We start from the raw sequence: 19,655 nt of genomic DNA on the forward strand, positions 1-19,655 counted from the left end.
CTTATGAATTTAATGAAAATTAACGAGTATCCCAAGTATTGGGCGGAGTGCTACGGAACAGCACCCTTCTTGCCGACGACCCGTGCAGAAATGGATGCTCTCGGCTGGGATAGCTGTGACATTATTATTGTTACAGGTGATGCTTATGTCGACCACCCGAGTTTTGGTATGGCCGTCATCGGGCGCTTACTGGAATCACAAGGGTTCCGTGTCGGTATGATTGCCCAGCCCGAATGGGATAATAAAGACGCTTTCATGGCGCTGGGACAGCCTAATCTGTTCTTTGGCATCACTGCCGGCAACATGGATTCCATGATCAACCGCTACACGGCAGACCGTAAACTTCGTCATGATGATGCATACACACCGAACAACGAAGGCGGTAAACGTCCTGATCGTGCGGTGCTTGTCTATTCCCAGCGCTGCCGTGAAGCTTATAAAGAGACGCCTATCGTGCTAGGTGGTATTGAGGCCAGCCTTCGCCGCTTAACCCATTATGACTACTGGTCAGATAAAGTGCGTCGCTCGGTAATTTTTGATGCCAAAGCTGACATTCTACTGTTTGGTAATGCTGAACGGGCATTGGTTGAAGTGGCACACCGCCTGGCGAATGGTGAAACCCTTGAAGAAGTGAAGCGTATCCCTGGTACAGCCGTCATGTTGAAGGAAGTGCCTGAAGGTTTACGTGAAATAGATTCGTCTCGTATCGAAAAGCCCGGCAAAACAATGCCGATGCTCAACCCTTACGCAACAGAGTCAGTATGCGAAACGAATCAAACAGAAGAGCAGCCGGTAGCTAAGCCGATCACCGTCTCGCCTTCTCGTCACGACGCTAAAAATAGTTTTGTGCGTTTGCCGTCATATGAAAAGCTGCGTAACGACCGTATTTTGTACGCACATGCCAGCCGCGTGATGCACCTGGAAGCCAATCCTTATTCAGCACGCGCGCTGGCACAAAAGCATGGCGATCGTGAGTTATGGGTCAATACTCCGCCGATCCCGCTAAGTACCGAAGAGATGGACTACGTGTTCGGCCTTCCTTATGCGCGCGTTCCACACCCTTCGTACGGTAAGGCAAAAATTCCGGCCTACGACATGATCAAGACTTCCGTCAATATTATGCGGGGCTGTTTTGGTGGTTGTTCATTCTGTTCAATTACGGAACATGAAGGCCGTATTATTCAAAACCGCTCTCATGAATCGATTATTGAAGAGCTGGAAGATATCCGCGATAAGGTTCCTGGCTTTACCGGTACCATTTCAGATCTTGGTGGCCCAACGGCAAACATGTACCGCCTGGGTTGTTCAGATCCACGCGCAGAAGCAAACTGTCGCCGCCCGTCTTGCATCTTCCCGGAGATCTGTAAGAAACTGGATACCGATCATAGGCACACTATCGATCTTTACCGTAAGGCGCGTAAGGTTGATGGGATCAAGAAAATCATGATTGCCTCTGGTGTCCGTTACGACTTAGCGGTTGAATCGCCAGAATACGTTCGTGAGCTGGTAACGCATCACGTAGGCGGCTACCTCAAAATTGCCCCTGAACATACAGAGAAAGGCACCCTTGATCTGATGATGAAGCCGGGGATGGGAACCTATGATCGCTTTAAAAATATGTTTGAAAAATACAGTAAGGATGCTGGTAAAAAACAGTACCTGATCCCTTACTTTATTTCGGCACACCCGGGCTCGACCAATGAAGATATGTTGAATCTGGCGCTATGGCTGAAGAAAAACGAATTTGAATGTGATCAGGTTCAGAACTTCTATCCATCACCGATGTGTAATGCTACGTCGATGTACCACTCTGAAACGAACCCGTTAAAGCGTGTTAAATACAAAAAACGTGAAGATTTGTTCGTCGCAAAAGGTGAGCGCCAGCGCCGTATCCATAAGGCCCTTCTGCGCTATCATGATCCGGCTAACTGGCCAATCATTCGTGATGCATTGATCGATATGGGGAAAAAACACCTTATTGGTGACAGACCAAATTGTTTGGTGCCAGAAGAAGGTAGCGAAGCCGAGATGACCCCGGCACAGCGCCGGGGATCTGGCCGCCATGGTGCAAAACGTTTTGCGACCAAACATCCAAACCAGCCAGATATTCGCAAAGACGGTAAGCGCAAGCCAGGCAGCCGTTCTAATGGCAATGGCAATGGCAATGGCAATGGCAATGGCAATGGCAATGGCAATGGCAATAATAAAGGCAACCAGCAAGGTAGCAGAGGAAAGACTGGAGGTAAGACCGCAGAACAGCAGTCAGGCAATCGCGGTAACAACAACTCTGGTCGTCCAAACCGAAATGGAAAACCTACAGCAGGTCAGCGCCAGGGTGGTAAGCCAAACAAAAGCCGGGCAAAAGCTCGCTAACACCAAGGTAGTCATTGCACTATAAACAACAAAGCCCGCATCTATAGCGGGCTTTGCTTCATCTGACTCTAACGATTTAAACTCGCCTGGTTAGCGCAGCAATTCAGTTGCCATCAAAAAAACGACGGCGCTACCTATAACGATACCAAGTCCTATCAGTACTTTTTTCTGAGCGTTGTCATCCAAGTACTTCGTCGCCAGAAAAGCCAGTAGCAACAAAACAAAAATAACGGCGATTTTTAACATATACTCACCCTCGATACCCAACTGACGACCTTCCACCACCCTAACACACTTAGAAAGTTTATTTTGCCAATGAAATCATAGATATGGTTTTTCTTCGCATCGCGGTAGAAACCACAACGGGTTACGAGCTACATTAATCTCTCAGCCATTTGATCATTGCCGGAAACACAACCATATTACCATTTAAGTCCCGGGTCGGTTCATTGGTCATTCCCGCCCACTGTAGCAAGGGGACACCAAAAAAACGCCCCGTATTAAACCTGTCGATAATATCTCCGGGACTTCTATTCCTATTATAAAAAATCACTTCAGGTGATAAATCGAGATGTTCTAATACAGCCCAGCACCAGGCAATCACCATTGCCTCATCACATGACTCGTGTTCAATATCACCATTAAAGCATGCACGCTCAGCAGGAGGCGCTACTGCAATTTGTCCTGCTTTATAGAGTAGCTCTCCCGGATATAGGAGTTTATCCCTATCGATATAGAGCCTTCCTTCGACGAGGAGAAACCCAGGCAATAACGTATTATTATCTAATTGTGTATATTCAACACCAAGGCCTATCTTGTTCAGGAATTCAACAATCGAAGAGATAGCATTGTACTTCTCACTTTCACTCACCTGAAATTTAACCTCTTAATTATCTCTAATGAAAAAATACCAACTAATTGATATTTATTGCAATGTTATAGAAATTTATTTAGCTGATGCCATTATTCTAATAAAGATGCATTTACACGTACTTTATAACCACCAATGAGAAATCACTATGCGTTAATGGGGAGTTATAGGTTCTATACAATTGATAATTGATGCTGTCGCTTATTCGAAAATAAAGCGATGAAATGGAAATGCTATTCAATTGAATAGCATTCACTACTAATAAATGTTGGTTTCAATTACAAATGCTTACAAATTTATAGCAACCACTAGATTTCAAACATTTGATAATTTTTTAATTCTGGGACTGTCCGGTGCAGCTGCTGTTCTTCCTCAGCAAGATCTTTTATTGAATCACACAGTTCATTTGCTTTGGTCGCAATTTCACCCGACCTTGAGCGTACTTTTTCCTCAATCCATACTTTCAGTTCAGAAAACTGTTTCTGAAGCTCGGTGAAATTAATCTCACCGTTTTTCATTTCTTGCGACAGGGCTGAAAATAATCCTGACATCGATTCCATACTGACGTGCTTCATCGCTTCTTCAAACTCCTGTTTCCAGTCTGAATCGACGTTGGCAAACATATCCGCAGGCATAACAAACTCGCCGTCCTGGTAGAATTTTTGCTGTGCCTTCTGGCCATAGTCTTCTATCAGCTCTTCTACCTTGGCAAACGACGCTTTAGAGTCAAAGCGAGCTGATACTTCATTGACGATATCCGAGGCGATACCGACACCATCATCAGCAAGATCCGCCATCTTAGGGAGGTACTCTTTCACTCCGTAGCTATAAGCTTCAACAGCCTGCTGCTGCACTGCATTCAGCTCCAAGTGCTTGCCATTGATGTAGACCTGGTTATTTTCATCAATCAACATCTTAGGCTGGCCATCTTGATAGACAGATACCTGCTCATCGGCAATATGGATATCGTTCTGTACATCAACAGGGCAACTCTGCGCAAATGCGGTAGTCGATCCAAGAATGAGACTAGCCACCAGGGTTTTCTTCATCATCATCGTCTTTTTCAAAATTTCAATTCTTCAGCTATGGCAAGTAGTTCGGCTTACTGTCACATTTTTTTATCATCTCTACAAGTGCAAACAATATTGCGGCCATTTACATTATCTTGCTTGAGTTTTTACTCGTTAATAGGCACTCTGTCTGCTTTCATTCACCGGGTCTGAGCTATTGTGGAAAAAGTCGCTATTTTTGTTGATGTGCAAAACATCTACTACACCGTAAAAGACACCTATAGTTGTAATTTTGATTACAACGCATTTTGGGCTGAAGCTACACAAGGGCGAGAAGTCGTAGCGGCCTATGCTTATGCCATTCACCGAGGTGATGAAAAGCAGCGTCAGTTTCAGAATATCCTGAGAGGGATTGGTTTTGAAGTGAAACTCAAGCCCTTTATCCAGCGTAGCGATGGATCTGCTAAAGGTGACTGGGATGTGGGGATCACCTTAGATGTGATTGAGCATGCCCCGGATGTCGACCGTATCATCCTGCTCTCTGGGGATGGTGATTTCGATCTCCTCGTTGAAAAGGTACAGTCTAAGTTTAACGTCGATGTCGAAATATATGGCGTGCCAGCACTAACTGCTACTTCGCTCATCAATACGGCTAATTACTTTCGTGAAATCGAAGAAACACTCCTTCTAGGCCGTAAATAAAACATAAATGGGAAGCTCTTTCTTGCTTCCCATCCAATGATTACTTCGCCACACTACTGATCACGCCATCATCACTTTGAACTACTGACAGCTTTCTAAGGTTGTTAACGGCGCCATATACCATTTTCAACGGCACAATTACGAAATAAATTGAGGCAATCACTACCATCATCGGATCGGCGTACACCGAATATTGTGCAAACTCGGTATATTTCATCATGGTTGCGATAATAAACCCTGCCATGACAGCCCCGCTAATCACAGTATCCATGACCCATTGCTTGACTTCTGCTTCTACCAACGCTGAATTTGCTTGTTTCCCTTTTTTCGCCATCACCCAAATCGTAGCCAAACATCCGATGATATTAATCACACCAAACAGAAGTGCCAAGCCAGTGTCTACCTCACGGCCACCATTCAATATTGCGACAACCGCAGAGCTAAACGAAATACAGCACATCACTGTGATCACTATCCCTTTCAATGCAATCACCATAGGCTCTATTTTGGCAACATTCTGAGGTTGCATTGTCACTTCGGGTTTGCGGATATACACAGCGGCGGCTAAAGACACCAGGGTCAAAGCCAGGCTGACAAACGAATAGGCGCCATCGAAAACAATAACCAAAGATCCCATCCACAGCCCGAGTCCGATCCCCATCATGGCAAACAGGAATGAGGAAAGGGTCGAAAACTGAAGCAGCCGCCGTTCAAGCTGCACATTACAAGACATATTCACCTCTATCACCCGACGTAATTTCCGTCGGGTATTCTTTACTTATCAAACTACAGGTATCTTACTTATTAATTAGTCATTGCTATAATCACTCAGCGACAACTATTTCGTCGCTGGGCATTACACCCTGTATCCAGAATCCATTTATCGCACAGGCCTATTAACCCTGCATATCAATAAGGCGTCCTTGTGAAAATCAGCCAGATAGAAATGTTCATTCATACCAGCCAAAGCGGCTCAATTGCCGAAGCCGCGCGAAAACTCAATAAAAGCCGCACCACGGTAAGTGCTGCGCTGAGCGCATTTGAAGATGATCTGGGGGTCCAGCTGTTGGACCGAACAGGAAACAAGGTTCAACTGACAGATATCGGAGAGGCGATAGCCAATGACTGTGAGCGCCTATTGATGATAGCCAATGACATTCAGGGTAAATGTGACCAACATCTTAATGGCGTTGAGTCTTCACTACGTATTGCGCGTGATGATGCGCTTCCCGAATCCTTATGGCGCCGTTTAGTCCAGCAAATGAGCGAACGATTTCCGGGCATAAGTATTTCGATTTATGTTGCACCGCCACCAGAACTTGAGCAAATGGTACAGCAAAATATCATCGACGTCGCTTACAGTCTCCTGCCCAGCGATCATCAGATCCCACGGGTGCACCATTACGAACTAGGTCAAATCCGGATGATGTCGGTTGCCCATAAAAGCCATCCCCTAAGCCGCTTACGAAAAGTGAACAGCACCGACATGGAACGCTATACCGAGATAGCTCTCGCGTATATTGATGATGAAAGCCTGAGAGCTGTAACGCCACGTTCCAGCAATTTTATTGCCCTCCCTTTCTTCGAGCACCTCCGAGATGCCGTGCTTGATGGCGCTGGTTGGTCTTACGTGCCTGCCTTACTGATCAATGAACACCTGCGAGACGGTACAATCACCGTGCTCAAACACAGCAAAGCAATGAGCTGGCAACCCTATGGGGAAATTGTTGAAAGTGAAGCCCGGCGCGGGGCTGTTATTCAATGGTTGTCTGATCAGCTTGAAAACTATTTACTGGAAGCCAACCACTAAGTGCTCAACGGTATGAGTTGAAGATAAATAATCACCATACCCACTTTTAGCTAGCTTTTCCATTTTTGAGCCTTTAGTCAGCCACTTCCATTTCTATACTCTGAACTGAGATTTCCCCAGTGCATGAGGATAACAACAATGATTAAGAAGCTAGTGGCGGAGTTCATCGGTACATTCTGGTTGGTGCTAGGCGGCTGCGGCAGTGCGGTTCTAGCAGCAGCCTTTCCGGAAGTAGGGATCGGGCTTTTAGGCGTCTCTTTGGCCTTTGGTTTAACCGTAGTCACTATGGCCTATGCGATTGGTCATATTTCCGGTTGCCATCTCAACCCGGCGGTGACTGTTGGCCTATGGTCCGGTGGACGCTTTCCTGCCAACGAAGTAGCCCCATACATTGTCTTTCAGGTATTAGGTGCGATGCTCGGTGCCTTTACACTCTATATCATTGCCAGCGGGCAAGCCGGGTTTGATCTTGCCGGCGGGTTAGCCTCTAACGGTTATGGCGATCACTCACCTGGCGGCTACACGTTAGTGTCTGGTTTTGTGACCGAGTTTGTTATGACCTTCATGTTTCTTATTGTGATCCTCGGTGTCACGCACAAGCTGGCAACCCCCGCGATGGCCGGGCTGGCAATCGGGTTAGCCCTTGTACTTATCCACTTAATCAGCATTCCGGTTACCAATACTTCGGTGAATCCGGCACGCAGTACGGGTCCCGCCATTATGGTGGGTGACTGGGCGATGGCTCAGCTTTGGTTATTCTGGGTTGCGCCGATACTCGGGGCTCTGGTGGCGGGATTTGCTTACCGGTGGTTAAGTCCGGACGAGTAGACGGAAGCGGGAAGCGGGGAAATTTTAGTATAACCGATTGGTTATAAAGAAATAATTCCACTTCCCTTTTATAGATTTAGCACCCGCAACTAATCCGGTGTTAGCGAAGGTTATTTATTACCTGCAGCAATACCTGTACCGGATGTTTCATTTTGATATGTTCAAAACGCTTCACCTGGCTGCGGCAAGAATAACCTGTCGCCATACAACGGTCAGTATCTAGCTGTTCGAGGTTTGGCTGCCAGCTTAGATCGTACACACCCCGGGACATTTCCAGCTTGTCTTTCTCATGGCCGAAAGTACCAGCCATACCACAGCAACCAACCGATACAGGCATCAGGTTGGCACCAAACTGGGCAAAGATGTCAGTCCACTCCTTCTCGGCATTGGGCATTTTGGTTTTTTCGGTGCAATGGGCAAACAAGTACCACCTATCATCTTCCCGTAATGGGTGAGAAGGTAACGAAGGCATTAACGGTAGCAACCATTCATGTGCTGTCATGACATGGAAATCACCCCGTTCTTCGCCGAGTACTTCCTCATATTCATCTCGGTAGCACAGTACCAGTGCCGGATCGACACCCACCAAAGGAATACCCAAGCCCGCCAGCTGATTTAAAAAGTCGGCAGTATTGCGTGCTGTCTTGGCAAACTGGCGCAGGAAGCCCTTAATATGCTGGGCCTTGCCATTTGGCTTAAATGGCACGAGCATCGGCTTTTTGCCTAACTTTTCAATCAAGTAGACAAAATCCTGCACAACATCGGCATCGTAATAGCTGGTAAACGGATCTTGCACAATCAGGACATATTCCTGACGTTCCTGCTCAGACAATGCCTGCAGCCATTGCAGGTCAAACCGCGTTGCATGATGGCCATTCAGCCCTTCCTTCAAGGTAGGTACCGACAAGCTCGGCATATCGACATAACCAATCGTTTTTTCGGTGAGCATCTTCGCCCACGACGGACGCATCATCGCATTAAAGGTTGCCGGTGCTTTCGCCATTATAGGTAGATAGCTTTCGACATAAGCAACCAGGTAGTCTTTAGCCGGACGCTGATAGCGGCTGTAGTACAGGTTCATAAAGCGGGAGCGGAAGCTAGGTACATCCACTTTTATCGGGCACTGGCTGGCACATGCCTTACATGCCAGACAACCATTCATAGCCTCCATGACTTCATGGGAAAAGTCATAGTCGCTCTTACCTGCACCAAATGTATTTCTAAAACGGTCGATGATCTGCTTCACAGAAGGCGACTGGCTCATTAGTTCCGCTTCCAGCTTAATCGGGTCAATGCCCCGCTCTGCCAGTTGCCGTAACCATTCGCGTACCAGCCCAGCCCGGCCTTTCGGGGAGTGGCGGCGATCAGCGGTGATCTTCATCGATGGGCACATCGGTGAGCTGGTATCGTAGTTAAAGCACAGGCCGTTACCATTACACTCCATCGCCTGTTTAAAGCTATCGCGCACTTTCACCGGGATCTGGCGATCGTAAAAGCCCCGTTTCACCCCGTCCACCTTAACCAGCTCAGCATCGCTGTTCAATGGCGTACAAATCTTGCCTGGATTCATCCGGTTATCCGGGTCAAACGCCGCTTTTATGCGTCTCAGCTCTGTGAACAGTTCATCGCCAAAGAATTCCGGACCATACTCTGAGCGGAAGCCTTTACCGTGCTCACCCCACATCAGGCCACCATATTTAGCAACCAATGCAACAACCTGATCCGATACTTCCTTCATCAAGCGTTCTTGTTCCGGATCGCACATATCCAGAGCAGGACGTACATGAAGCACCCCGGCGTCAACATGGCCGAACATACCGTAATCGAGCTGCTTTTCGTCTAGCAGCTGACGGAATTCAGCAATAAAGTCAGCCAGGTTTTCCGGTGGCACACAGGTATCTTCGGCAAAGGCAACAGGCTTTTTACTGCCTTTCGCCGCCCCCAGCAGGCCTACGGCCTTCTTGCGCATACCATATATTTTTTGGATGCTGGCAAGCTCATCACAAACCTGATAACCAATCACACCGCTCTGCGCATTGGCGATTAAACCATCAAGCTGCACACAAAGCGCTGCTACCTGACTCTGGTTTTCCTCAAGATCATTGCTGGCGAACTCAACCATATTGATGCCCAGCAGCTCTTTGCCCGGCACATCTGTCAGAAGATCACTCACGGTATGCCAAACAATATCTTGTTTAGCTAAATTCAAAACCCGTGAATCAACCGTTTCAACCGACAGTGCCTGCGCTTCAACCATCATAGGTGCATTACGTAGTGCCGAATCAAAGCTGTCGTATTTAATATTGACCAAAGTTCGAGATTTGGGGATCGGGGTAATATTAAGTTTCGCCTCCGCAATGAAGGCCAGTGAACCTTCGGCACCACAGAGCAAGCGAGCAATATCAAACTCAGCGAGTTTGTCGTCAAAGACATTCTTCAGATCATAACCGGTAAGAAAGCGGTTCAATGGCGGAAACTTGTCGACAATTTCCTGGCGCTTGTCTCGGCAAACCTGTGAAGAGATCTTCATTGCCGTGCTTGCCAAATCCTCACCCGGAGGCAAAGCAAGCAGTTCTTCTTGGGTAAGAGGCTCTGTTTCGAGTACTGAGCCGTCAACCAGGACTGCTTTCAGTGACAGGACGTGATCAGAAGTTTTGCCATATTTAAGCGATCCCTGACCAGAGGCATCGGTGTTGATCATGCCACCAACCGTCGCACGGTTACTGGTCGACAGGTCCGGTGAAAAGAAATAGCCATATGGGCGCAATGCGTCATTGAGCTGATCTTTGACAACACCTGTTTGGACTCGCACCCAACCTTGATCCGGATTCACTTCAATGATCTGATTCATATGGCGAGACAGATCAACCACGATACCCGGCGTCAATGACTGGCCATTAGTGCCAGTACCACCGCCTCGGGCAGAAAAAGTCACTTGCTTATAATCAGAGCCCTGGCCAACTCGGCCAATCAAAATGAGGTCATCTAGGTTGCGGGGGAATACCACTGCCTGCGGCAGCTGCTGGTAAACGCTATTATCAGTGGCAACCGCTAACCGGCTGGCATAGTTTTGCTCAATATCCCCGGTAAAACCGGCGTTATCCAATTCGCTCAGATATGACAGTACGACATCGTCGATACTATTCTGATGTGTCAGTACAGGTAACATTGCTCTCCTTGTCCAGTATCACTGCCGTATCCTACGACTACTGGCCTCTCTTATAGAATCGTTTGCATTCACTTTACCTCACTACGAATATGAAACAAAGTGTGACAGAGCGCAACACCGCAAAACACCAATTAAAGCGGATACTTTATAGTCAATCTATTTGATATAAACGAAGACCCAGCCACTAGCCAAATAGCAGCAAGCATGCATCCGCCCCCTCGAATAGCCAGGACGACCAAACTCACCGTCGAGAGCCCAGTCAGTAGCTCAACGCCATAACCAACGGCTATCAAGCCCACAAGCAAAATCCCCGCTACCAGCAATCGTACCTTGAATGAAGAAGCCACTGTATTTTCAACTACAGTCTCGACACTCAATACTATCCCCAGCAATACAGCAAAAACATACATATGCAAAGGTGCCAGGGTTAACCCGGCCGAAATACCACTCACCATCGCCATTGAAAGCCAGAACCACTTGTTAACGATGCAATGTCGAAAGGAAGAACGTGCCCTGGATTGCCAAGCCATTAAAACAGCAACGACTGCAAAACCAAGCAGAATGCTCATTAGCGTATCGCTAATAAAGTGAACCCCATACCATACCCGTGCGAGAGCCTGACAAAAGATAAGCAGCATAAAAAACGGTAAAGATAGCCACTTCACTGTATTACTCACGCGCTGGGTTAACTCATACCAGCACATGCCCCAAAGTATGGTCGCCATTAGAGTATGCCCACTCGGGAATCCAAAGCCATAAGCATTAATTTGCTGCAACTCAGGAATAATGTATGAAGGACGTGGGGAGGCAACACCCAGCTTTATCAAAGAGGCGGTAAAGGTTGCTAACAGCAATAATAATGCCAGCTTGAGCAAGCCCTGCGGGCCATAAAAACCAGCAACAACCACGACAAGCAGGGTTATAAACAGGGATTCGCCCGGTAGGTTCATCATAAACATGATGCCATCAAAAACGGTTTGAGCCCCCTCCGGCCATGACTTGATGAACTGCTGTAGCTGACGGATCCACTCAAGCTCTATGCGATGCATAGTGTTTACCTGATCACTGAGATCCGAATAGATCACGATCTCACTGGCTGGGGTTCTCTTTACCCAATCTGCTAGCAAAAGAGCATCTTTGGGATAACGATACTCTTGTGGCTCTATCGTATCCGGATCTATTAAATAAACACGTTGAACTTCAGTCGCAAAATGTTTGGCAAACCAAGATGCCACAATCGGGTGACCAGTATGATCTTTGAAAGATGAGACTAAAACTGGGGATTCGGCGACACAGCTATAAATGGCCGCACGACCACGATATTGCAATAAATCGCCGACTTTTACCTTAATACCGGTTTCTTCCAGCGCTTCTCGCGCAGCCGCCTGCTCAGGCGTGTCCCCTTCGTCAATATACCCCCCTGGCAAGGATATTTTTCTCGTGATAACTTCAGACAGCATGACCATTTTATTATCATGACGAATAACACAAACAGCCCCAACGATATCACCGGCAGCATGGGTATTTGTATCCGCGGACGCATTATTTGCTAGCACAGGGAAAGCAACAGCTGCAGTAAAGAGCATAATAAACAGACGAAGGAATATGTTTATCCGAACAAGCACAATGGACCTTATAGCGGAGGGATTCGACTTGCATAATATCAGCTGCGTTGACTGTAAGCCATTGATGAAAAGGCAAAATGTTATGCATTGGCTTTCTCATCAGCCTTCGGCAGGAAAACCACAACCGATAACCATGAATACATCGGATTAAGAAAATACCATGAAGCCCATAGAACTCGCACCAGATTACTACCTACACAACTTTCTGCTACTGATCGACAGTGTCGAACAGCGCTATTACGATCTGCTCAGCGAAGAAGAGTCAACTTGGGTCAAAGTATTTCGCGGCTTGCCAGCCAATGCTCAGATGCTGTGTGTCCGTTTATTGTCGAGAAAGGGGCCGTTCTTTCGATATGACAAACTTGCCTATAATGAAATTAGCAACCTGGCGATGGCAGTCGAAGCACTCAATGATGCCAAGCTCATCGAAGTCAATAACTCTGACTGGGCAACAGAAGATATCGCTGCGCTATTTACCAAACCGGAACTGCTGAAGCTATTTCCTGTCTTGTCACAGCATAAATTATTGCGCAAGCAAGCTCTCGTTGATGAACTAAACCAACATTCCCCTAGCCTGGGTGCATTCAAACAGAAAATACTGCAAATACGCCACCAGCAGTATCTCGATACTTTCCTATTGCTTTTTTTCGGTAACCGCCATCAAGATCTCAGTCAATTTATCCTCTCCGATCTTGGGCTACACCAGTTTGAAACTTACTCTGTCGATAAAAATACCCGGCTCTTTACCGAACGTCACCAAATCCAGCAATGGCTGACGCTTTCAGATCTCAGTGATCACTATTGGCTAGCCAAAGAGGAAAAAGATCAATTAGCTATCACTGCGCTTGCGGCTGAAACCCCCTCTGCTTATGAGTGGCCACCACTAGAGCGCAAACGCCAACAGCTCATTAACCATATCGCTCGTGATTTGGAACGCTTTGACATGCTTGACCAAGCGCTCACGCTATTTCGGGAAAGCATTATTCCCCCTGCCCGTGAGCGTCAGGTACGTATATTGGACAAACTGCAACAGCATGAGCAGGCATTACAACTCACGTTGGCAATCAAGCAGCAACCTAGCAATGAAGAAGAATCTGAAGTAGCAGCCAGGCTAGAAAAGAAATTAAGCCGAACGCTAAGCCGTACCTATCAGCAAGATCCAAAACCTAAGTTCAATGAAAGCCACCTCATTTTGCCCAACAGCGGGCAACGTGTTGAACTGGCTGTCGCCGAGTACTATGCCAGCCAAGGCTGGTCCGTTTACTATCTGGAAAACAGCTTGCTATGTGGATTATTCGGGCTTGCTTTCTGGGATATCATCTTCTCGCCAGTCCCCGGGGCATTTTTAAACCCTTATCAGCGTTCTCCCCGTGATATGTTTCACCAGGGATTTTACGAGCAGCGAGAGAGTGCAATTAAACAGCGCCTCGATGAAATTAGTTGTGCTAAATGGCAGCAATGGTCACAGGTTTACGATAACAAGCAGGGCTTAAGTAACGATTGGGTAAACTGGCAGTTGTTGTCCCCGGAAATAGTAAACCTAGCGACAGGAGCTATTCCTGTGGATGTGTTAGCCCGGTTATTTGAACGGGTGCTTTTTGATCCCAAGAACAATAGATCAGGGTTTCCTGACTTAATAATGTTTAAAGATAACCACTATCAATGGGTGGAAGTCAAAGGCCCGGGAGATAAATTGCAAAGCAACCAAGTTCGCTGGCTGAAAGTGTTTCAGAAGTTGGATGTACCGGCAATCGTGGCCTATGTGACATGGAGTGATTGAATTTGTAAAAGCTAAACGGGCGAGTCATGCTCGCCCTTTTAAACTCACTGAATATAGTTAAACAATAGGTTTTCTTTCTCTAGGGTATCACAACGGCCGTAATCCGTTCCCACTGCCGAATCAATACCCGCGTTTAGTTCTTTATCCCAATGATTTTTTTCCATGAAGTTACCTTCATGATCGATCAGCAATACATTATCGACATCATTCACAGCCTGATAGACTGCTGTTGAGAACAACTCTTTCTTAAACCACTTTCTAGACATACGATCCATTAAACTGCGATCAGCTTTGGTGGTATAGACTTTGTCACCAGTGATATCTACTGACTTATTAAATACAAACGGTAGCTCAGCAGCATGACACGCTTTACCCGAACCGTCTGTTTCCATGCAACTTAATGATGCTAGCTTATCTGACAAACCGCCGCCCATCGGCCAAATATTAAAGCTTGGTGCATAGTCAAAATGATACAGGGTCGTTGGCTGAGTCTGCTTTTTAACAACCTGGCGAGCCGCACAAGTAAACAGCATATCGTTTGCCAGCTTTCGAATGTTAGCCACATTTGTCGATGCACCGGACAGAAGGTGATCATCGGCAGGCTTATAGTCTTCAATCGCTAACACGTCTTTGGCGGTATTATTCATTAGACCCAAAAATATCCGGGTAAAGATTGGGTATAAGTTTTGTCGAATACGTGCATCATCAGGTAATAACTGGACTTCAGCTTTTAACTCCTTGAGCTTTCTTCTAAGATCTGGAGTACCATCAACATAAGATTTAGTAATCAAGATGTTTAATACAGTGATAACTTGTCCCTTTTGATTTGCGATATTAATCGTCTTATCAAGAGGTGTATCAGACAAAAATAGTGGGACTCGCTCACCACTCTCTTTATCAACCACCGTCACATTGTAATAGAACAGCATATCTATCATCGAAGTGAATATATTCGACTCATCACTGTTAAAACCAACCACGGTAGGAACGTTAAACTGCGTTTTTAATGGTTGATGGGTAACATGATACCCTGCATTTATAATGTTATCTTTTTTATCTCTTTTTTGTTCAATATACGGTGCAAACGGCAAGAAGCCTGCAGTAGCTGGCGAGTACATAACCAAGCCATTAAGCAACTCAGAGGGTTCTTTGGCATGCGCTTGTACTTTTTTGAGCTGGGCAAGAGAAAGATCCTCAAGCGCTTTGCCCTCAAAGAGTTCCTTATTCTCATTAATATATGCGCCAAAACTCTTTTTCATACTCTCCGCTGAGCCATAGTTTTTGTAAGCTATGCCATACGGGTTACTCTGCATAATGGCGCGCTGGTAGTATGAACCTGCAACATTGGTATCTTGCTGCAAAATACCAATCGACATCGCCCCTGCACTTTCACCAAATACCGTCACGTCATCAGGGTTACCACCAAAATCTGCAATATTCTGGTTTATCCACTCAAGTGCTCTTTTTTGGTCGCCAATACCATAGTTACCGCCCTGCGCATCTTCGGTCCACAAACTACCTAATAGGCCCAAACGGTAGTTAATCGATACCGAGATAAACGGATTACCGCCTTCCGCACCTTGAGCAACGATAGTGTCACCGTGGTTTAGTGGTGCTGAGCCAGAACCACTTTCAAACGATCCACCGTGAATGAAAACATAAACAGGCAGGTTATCTGATGGTTGGCTATCTTTCGGACGCCAGATGTTAAGGTGCAAACAATTCTCAGCCTGCTGTTCAGCCGTTGTGCCTAATTGCGGGCAAATCGCACCGAACTGAGTTGCATCAAGGTCGCCATCAAGCGTCTTAGTTTTACTGTGCTCAAAACGATGACTGGTCGCATATTGAATACCTTTAAACGACTCAACCCGACCATCTTCTTCTACCAGACCGGTTAGTGTCGCACCATTATTAGTTGTCACAGTTACGTATTCAACTCGATCGATTTTATCATCTTGAATCACACTGTCTTTATTACAGGCTGTTAGAGAAAGAGCAATGGCTGCAGCAATCAGGGATTGTTTTTTAAACTTCATTATAAGTATCTTTTCTGGCTTCTTGTTAGGTTCGTCATATCAAACGAACAACGCCTTTTAGCAATGTCTATATATTTTAAAGAGCAGGCGTTAAAATTTTTCAGAATTATAACCAAATGAAAAACAAATAAAACATCAATTAATCTGGTCAGACGTTGTTATAAAGTTTAAACATTACTAGTGGAATACAACAAACATAAATACTTTAAATCGCAAAGAGAGCAACAATAAGTCACAGCGCTAATTAGGTCATTTATTAAACCACAATAAAAACCCCAGCATAACATCATAAGCAGTTAAATAAATCAAGCCAATACCAATACACAATTACTCAACAAGAAACCATTAATCATCAATCAAATAAATAGCAACACACTAAACAATAACACACCACAGCCCTGCATTTCATATAAAGAAAAATATCGACATTCCTAAAATCGAGATTAAAGCATATAATAACACTCAGAAAGTTAACTAATAGAAACTAGTTATTACGTTGATTTAATTAACCAACACAAACACAGAGAGACAAAGCATACACGAAGCAAATAACAGCAACCATTTATAAACATAGATCGTTATCATTATTTTCATATTTTGCTTTTTTTATTATTTTCACACTGGTCTGATTTGTTTTAATAAATTCAATACCTAAAATCCCGCCCATTATTGACACTCGTCAGCTCTATTTATTATTCAAACTAAAATAAGCCTAATTATGTTCAAGAAGCGTCTGTTATCTTGTGCTGTCTTATCAGCCATTGCACTATCATCTGCCCCTTCACTGGCAGCAGGTTTCCAACTCAACAGCCAATCCGCTACTGGCCTTGGTCGAGCTTTCGCCGGCGATGCTGTCATTGCCGATAATGCTTCGGTTGCCGCACGCAACCCTGCTGCAATGGCACTTTTCAAAGAGAGCAACTTTTCATTAGGTTTTAATGTCATCGCTACAGATGTCAGCGTTAAAGAAGGGACGTATAACCAGCCTAGTATTATCACTAACGGTAGCGAGGTTCTTGCTGTTGAATCCAACCAGCACGATATTTCTGGTACCGATGGAATCGGTGGTACTTCCTTTGTACCCAACCTTCATTTGGTCGTCCCTCTAAATAACAAATGGGCATGGGGCGTGTCGCTTTACTCAAATTTTGGCACGGCGACCGAGTTTGAAGATGACTTTGCGGCCTCTGTTTTTGGTGGTACCACCAGTGTAAAAAGTATGAACTTAGGCACTAGCGTTTCATACCGCCTAAATGAAAGCCTGAGCTTCGGTGCCGGTTTGGATATTATTTATGGTGTCGGTAATATCAAGCGCGATCTTGATGCAGAAGCTTGTCTCGCTATCAGTGGCAAAAACACAGGCCTTTGCTCTGATCTAAAGAGAAATATCATTGATGTTGAAGCCTCTGGCATCGCGCTAGGCTGGAATACGGGTATGGTATATGAAGTTAATGAAAATCACCGTTTCGGCTTAAGCTACCGTTTCAGCCCAACGGTTGAAGCCAAAGGTGACGTACACTCTATTGCCGATAGCGGAAATAAAATCGATACCATCGATCTCCCGCTGCCAGATATTGCCGAGTTCTCAGGCTACCACCGCCTGACAGAACAATTTGCCGCCCATTATAGCCTTCAGTGGGTAGGCTGGAGTGCCTTTGATACCCTGCACATTGCCGGAATCGACAAACAGTATCAATGGAAAGATGCAGGACATGTCTCTGTTGGCGGTACTTACTACCTAAACAACGACTGGATCCTGCGTGCCGGCTATATGTATGATATTGCGGCAACCGACGAGCTTAAATCTATCTCAATCCCTGATTCCGACCGTCAGTGGCTCTCAGCCGGCTTTAGTTACCACTTCGATACCAAAGAGAGCATCGATTTTGGCTTTACTTATCTCATAGGCCAAGACGTCACTTTCAACGAAGAATTGGTTCCTGGCTTGGATGCGCCATCAATCACAGGGGCAACAACCCGTGCTGATGCAATCCTACTCGGCCTTCAGTACAGCCGCTCTTTCTAAGCCAACGGTTAGCAGCTCACCGTTCTAAGCCCTCGTAACGAGGGCTTTTCTATATACCCAAGCTACCTCAAGATACTCACTTCAGCGAGAATTACTTGGCTACTAGGTCGGGCCGCGCAGGCTAGGCACCGATTTGAAAATCTAGTGGCTCTAAATTAATAATCGGTAACAACGCATAGGAGCCAAGTAAACTCGCCCTTTGGGAGTGAGCCAGCGAACCCATTTCTGTGTCAAATAACGTTGAATGGGATTGCCATTCCTACCGCTATTTTCCTTGAACTGAGCACGCTGGTCTCACTCTGAACCCTGCATCTTGAGGTAGCTTGGGTATATGTATCAATTTGCAGACACTTTTATTCCCATTTAGCCTTGAGCTATTCAGAGTCTTAGGTCTAAGATTTAATCATTAAAACACATTATTAAGGCCAGTCTCATTAATATGAAGGCCTGTAGAATCGTTACCAGGCTCTATTGTATGTATTAGATGGCAAATCAGATCACCATAGCAATTGGTATTTGATCATGAAAAATACTAAAAAGATAAATAAGATCCGCTACGGCCAAAAAACAGGAGCTATCACGGCATTTATCAATGCTGATAACATCCATGAACTTGACCCATTTGTGCTGTGGGATCACTTTGAAGCCAAAGAAATTCTTCTTAACACCGGGCTCGACTATCACGGCCACTCTGGCGTGGACGCAATTAGTTACCCTGTAACGGGGAGGTTAAGGCACTTAGACTCTTCAGGCAGCCATGTCACCCTTGCAAGCGGTGATATCCATGTTATGACATCAGGTAATGGGATCATTCACAAAGACACAATGACCCCGCAAGATGGCCGAGTAGAATCTTTTAGCTTATGGACTGCACTACCGGCGGGTCAATCAGAGATGGCCGATGCCTCAAGTATTAACGTTTCATCCCACCAGATCCCACTGGTAGAGGAAACCGATTCCACCACCAAGGTTCTTATTGGTCGCTACAAAGACTCAATCAGCCCAATTCAATACAGTATTGCTGTCACTTACCTCGATATCATGATTGCACCTTATGGTGTTTGGCACTTTGAACCTGACAAGAAACAAACAACAGGATTCATTTATCTCCGGTCCGGACGAGCCTATATCAGTGGCAACCAGCTTCATCCTCACCAAATGGGTACCCTACACCCCTCTTCGCTACCATTGGAAATCAGAACAGGCAGCATTGGGGCCCGACTCTTTGTTTCATTAGGTGAGCCCTTACACCAGCCTTTAATTTCATCGGGGAGTTCAGTTCACTCCTCAACAATTAACATGTCACTGAGCACGCAAAAAATTGAGCAGCTAATGGCATCAAAAAAATTTGATGGCTTGTAAGAACAGCGTGTAAGTACCTTCACCCGCCTAGCCTATATAACCTTCGCTATATTGCAGCTCGTT

At 45.8% G+C, this 19,655-nt stretch carries 14 protein-coding genes; 7 read left to right on the top strand and 7 right to left on the bottom strand.

The genetic code is table 11. The features are described 5' to 3' along the window. The first annotated feature begins 3 nt into the window (after positions 1 to 3). On the top strand, positions 4 to 2,373 hold the full coding sequence (locus AC51G0_RS12040) for a YgiQ family radical SAM protein (RefSeq protein WP_496298709.1): 2,370 nt from the start codon (positions 4 to 6) through the stop codon (positions 2,371 to 2,373). 90 nt (positions 2,374 to 2,463) lie between these two features. Here the strand turns inward: AC51G0_RS12040 and AC51G0_RS12045 are convergent, their stop codons facing one another. The 3 genes from AC51G0_RS12045 to AC51G0_RS12055 form a co-directional block, all read right to left on the bottom strand. Then, positions 2,464 to 2,619, bottom strand: coding sequence for a hypothetical protein (locus tag AC51G0_RS12045; RefSeq protein ID WP_496298710.1), 156 nt, complete (start codon positions 2,617 to 2,619; stop codon positions 2,464 to 2,466). 133 nt (positions 2,620 to 2,752) lie between these two features. Next, positions 2,753 to 3,244, bottom strand: a complete 492-nt coding sequence (locus AC51G0_RS12050; protein ID WP_496298711.1) for a hypothetical protein — start codon at positions 3,242 to 3,244, stop codon at positions 2,753 to 2,755. A gap of 308 nt (positions 3,245 to 3,552) precedes the next feature. Further along, positions 3,553 to 4,311 (bottom strand): YggN family protein, encoded by a 759-nt coding sequence (locus AC51G0_RS12055; protein WP_496298713.1) that lies wholly within the window; start codon positions 4,309 to 4,311, stop codon positions 3,553 to 3,555. A gap of 162 nt (positions 4,312 to 4,473) precedes the next feature. Here AC51G0_RS12055 and AC51G0_RS12060 point away from each other — a divergent pair, with 162 nt between their 5' ends. After that, positions 4,474 to 4,956: a LabA-like NYN domain-containing protein gene (locus AC51G0_RS12060; RefSeq protein WP_496298714.1), complete on the top strand. Its 483-nt coding sequence runs from the start codon at positions 4,474 to 4,476 to the stop codon at positions 4,954 to 4,956. Positions 4,957 to 4,996: 40 nt separating this feature from the next. On the opposite strand, the gene AC51G0_RS12065 is transcribed toward AC51G0_RS12060, so the two are convergent. Next, the gene (locus AC51G0_RS12065; RefSeq protein ID WP_496298715.1) at positions 4,997 to 5,689 is read right to left on the bottom strand and encodes a cation efflux transmembrane domain-containing protein; all 693 of its coding nucleotides are present in this window, start codon (positions 5,687 to 5,689) and stop codon (positions 4,997 to 4,999) included. 192 nt (positions 5,690 to 5,881) lie between these two features. On the opposite strand from AC51G0_RS12065, the gene AC51G0_RS12070 reads away from it, so the two are divergent. After that, on the top strand, positions 5,882 to 6,766 hold the full coding sequence (locus AC51G0_RS12070; protein WP_496298716.1) for a LysR family transcriptional regulator: 885 nt from the start codon (positions 5,882 to 5,884) through the stop codon (positions 6,764 to 6,766). Positions 6,767 to 6,907: 141 nt separating this feature from the next. Then, positions 6,908 to 7,594, top strand: a complete 687-nt coding sequence (gene aqpZ, locus AC51G0_RS12075; RefSeq protein WP_496301932.1) for an aquaporin Z — start codon at positions 6,908 to 6,910, stop codon at positions 7,592 to 7,594. A 100-nt stretch (positions 7,595 to 7,694) separates the two neighbouring features. On the opposite strand, the gene ydiJ is transcribed toward aqpZ, so the two are convergent. Then, the gene (gene ydiJ, locus AC51G0_RS12080) at positions 7,695 to 10,763 is read right to left on the bottom strand and encodes a D-2-hydroxyglutarate dehydrogenase YdiJ (protein WP_496298717.1); all 3,069 of its coding nucleotides are present in this window, start codon (positions 10,761 to 10,763) and stop codon (positions 7,695 to 7,697) included. Between the two features lie 131 nt (positions 10,764 to 10,894). Further along, the gene (locus AC51G0_RS12085; protein ID WP_496298718.1) at positions 10,895 to 12,388 is read right to left on the bottom strand and encodes a bifunctional NUDIX hydrolase/phosphatase PAP2 family protein; all 1,494 of its coding nucleotides are present in this window, start codon (positions 12,386 to 12,388) and stop codon (positions 10,895 to 10,897) included. Between the two features lie 160 nt (positions 12,389 to 12,548). Between AC51G0_RS12085 and AC51G0_RS12090 the strand changes: the two genes are divergently transcribed. After that, positions 12,549 to 14,168, top strand: coding sequence for a VRR-NUC domain-containing protein (locus AC51G0_RS12090; protein ID WP_496298719.1), 1,620 nt, complete (start codon positions 12,549 to 12,551; stop codon positions 14,166 to 14,168). Positions 14,169 to 14,212: 44 nt separating this feature from the next. On the opposite strand, the gene AC51G0_RS12095 is transcribed toward AC51G0_RS12090, so the two are convergent. Next, positions 14,213 to 16,204 (bottom strand): carboxylesterase family protein, encoded by a 1,992-nt coding sequence (locus AC51G0_RS12095; RefSeq protein WP_496298721.1) that lies wholly within the window; start codon positions 16,202 to 16,204, stop codon positions 14,213 to 14,215. Positions 16,205 to 16,922: 718 nt separating this feature from the next. Here AC51G0_RS12095 and AC51G0_RS12100 point away from each other — a divergent pair. Together AC51G0_RS12100 and AC51G0_RS12105 are read left to right on the top strand one after the other, a co-directional pair. Next, positions 16,923 to 18,230, top strand: coding sequence for an outer membrane protein transport protein (locus tag AC51G0_RS12100; protein ID WP_496298723.1), 1,308 nt, complete (start codon positions 16,923 to 16,925; stop codon positions 18,228 to 18,230). Between the two features lie 522 nt (positions 18,231 to 18,752). Next, complete coding sequence (locus tag AC51G0_RS12105; protein WP_496298725.1) at positions 18,753 to 19,592, top strand: pirin family protein; 840 nt, start codon at positions 18,753 to 18,755, stop codon at positions 19,590 to 19,592. Positions 19,593 to 19,655: the final 63 nt, after the last annotated feature.

Source organism: Photobacterium sp. HL06, assembly GCF_059552575.1.

What these genes read in the sequence shown, in the direction of transcription:
- AC51G0_RS12040 (WP_496298709.1), top strand. Translation starts at nt 4, where the DNA reads ATGAATTTAATGAAAATTAACGAGTATCCCAAGTATTGGGCGGAGTGC.
- ydiJ (WP_496298717.1), bottom strand. Translation starts at nt 10,763, where the DNA reads ATGTTACCTGTACTGACACATCAGAATAGTATCGACGATGTCGTACTG.
- AC51G0_RS12065 (WP_496298715.1), bottom strand. Translation starts at nt 5,689, where the DNA reads ATGTCTTGTAATGTGCAGCTTGAACGGCGGCTGCTTCAGTTTTCGACC.
- AC51G0_RS12095 (WP_496298721.1), bottom strand. Translation starts at nt 16,204, where the DNA reads ATGAAGTTTAAAAAACAATCCCTGATTGCTGCAGCCATTGCTCTTTCT.
- AC51G0_RS12045 (WP_496298710.1), bottom strand. Translation starts at nt 2,619, where the DNA reads ATGTTAAAAATCGCCGTTATTTTTGTTTTGTTGCTACTGGCTTTTCTG.
- AC51G0_RS12100 (WP_496298723.1), top strand. Translation starts at nt 16,923, where the DNA reads ATGTTCAAGAAGCGTCTGTTATCTTGTGCTGTCTTATCAGCCATTGCA.
- AC51G0_RS12105 (WP_496298725.1), top strand. Translation starts at nt 18,753, where the DNA reads ATGAAAAATACTAAAAAGATAAATAAGATCCGCTACGGCCAAAAAACA.
- AC51G0_RS12090 (WP_496298719.1), top strand. Translation starts at nt 12,549, where the DNA reads ATGAAGCCCATAGAACTCGCACCAGATTACTACCTACACAACTTTCTG.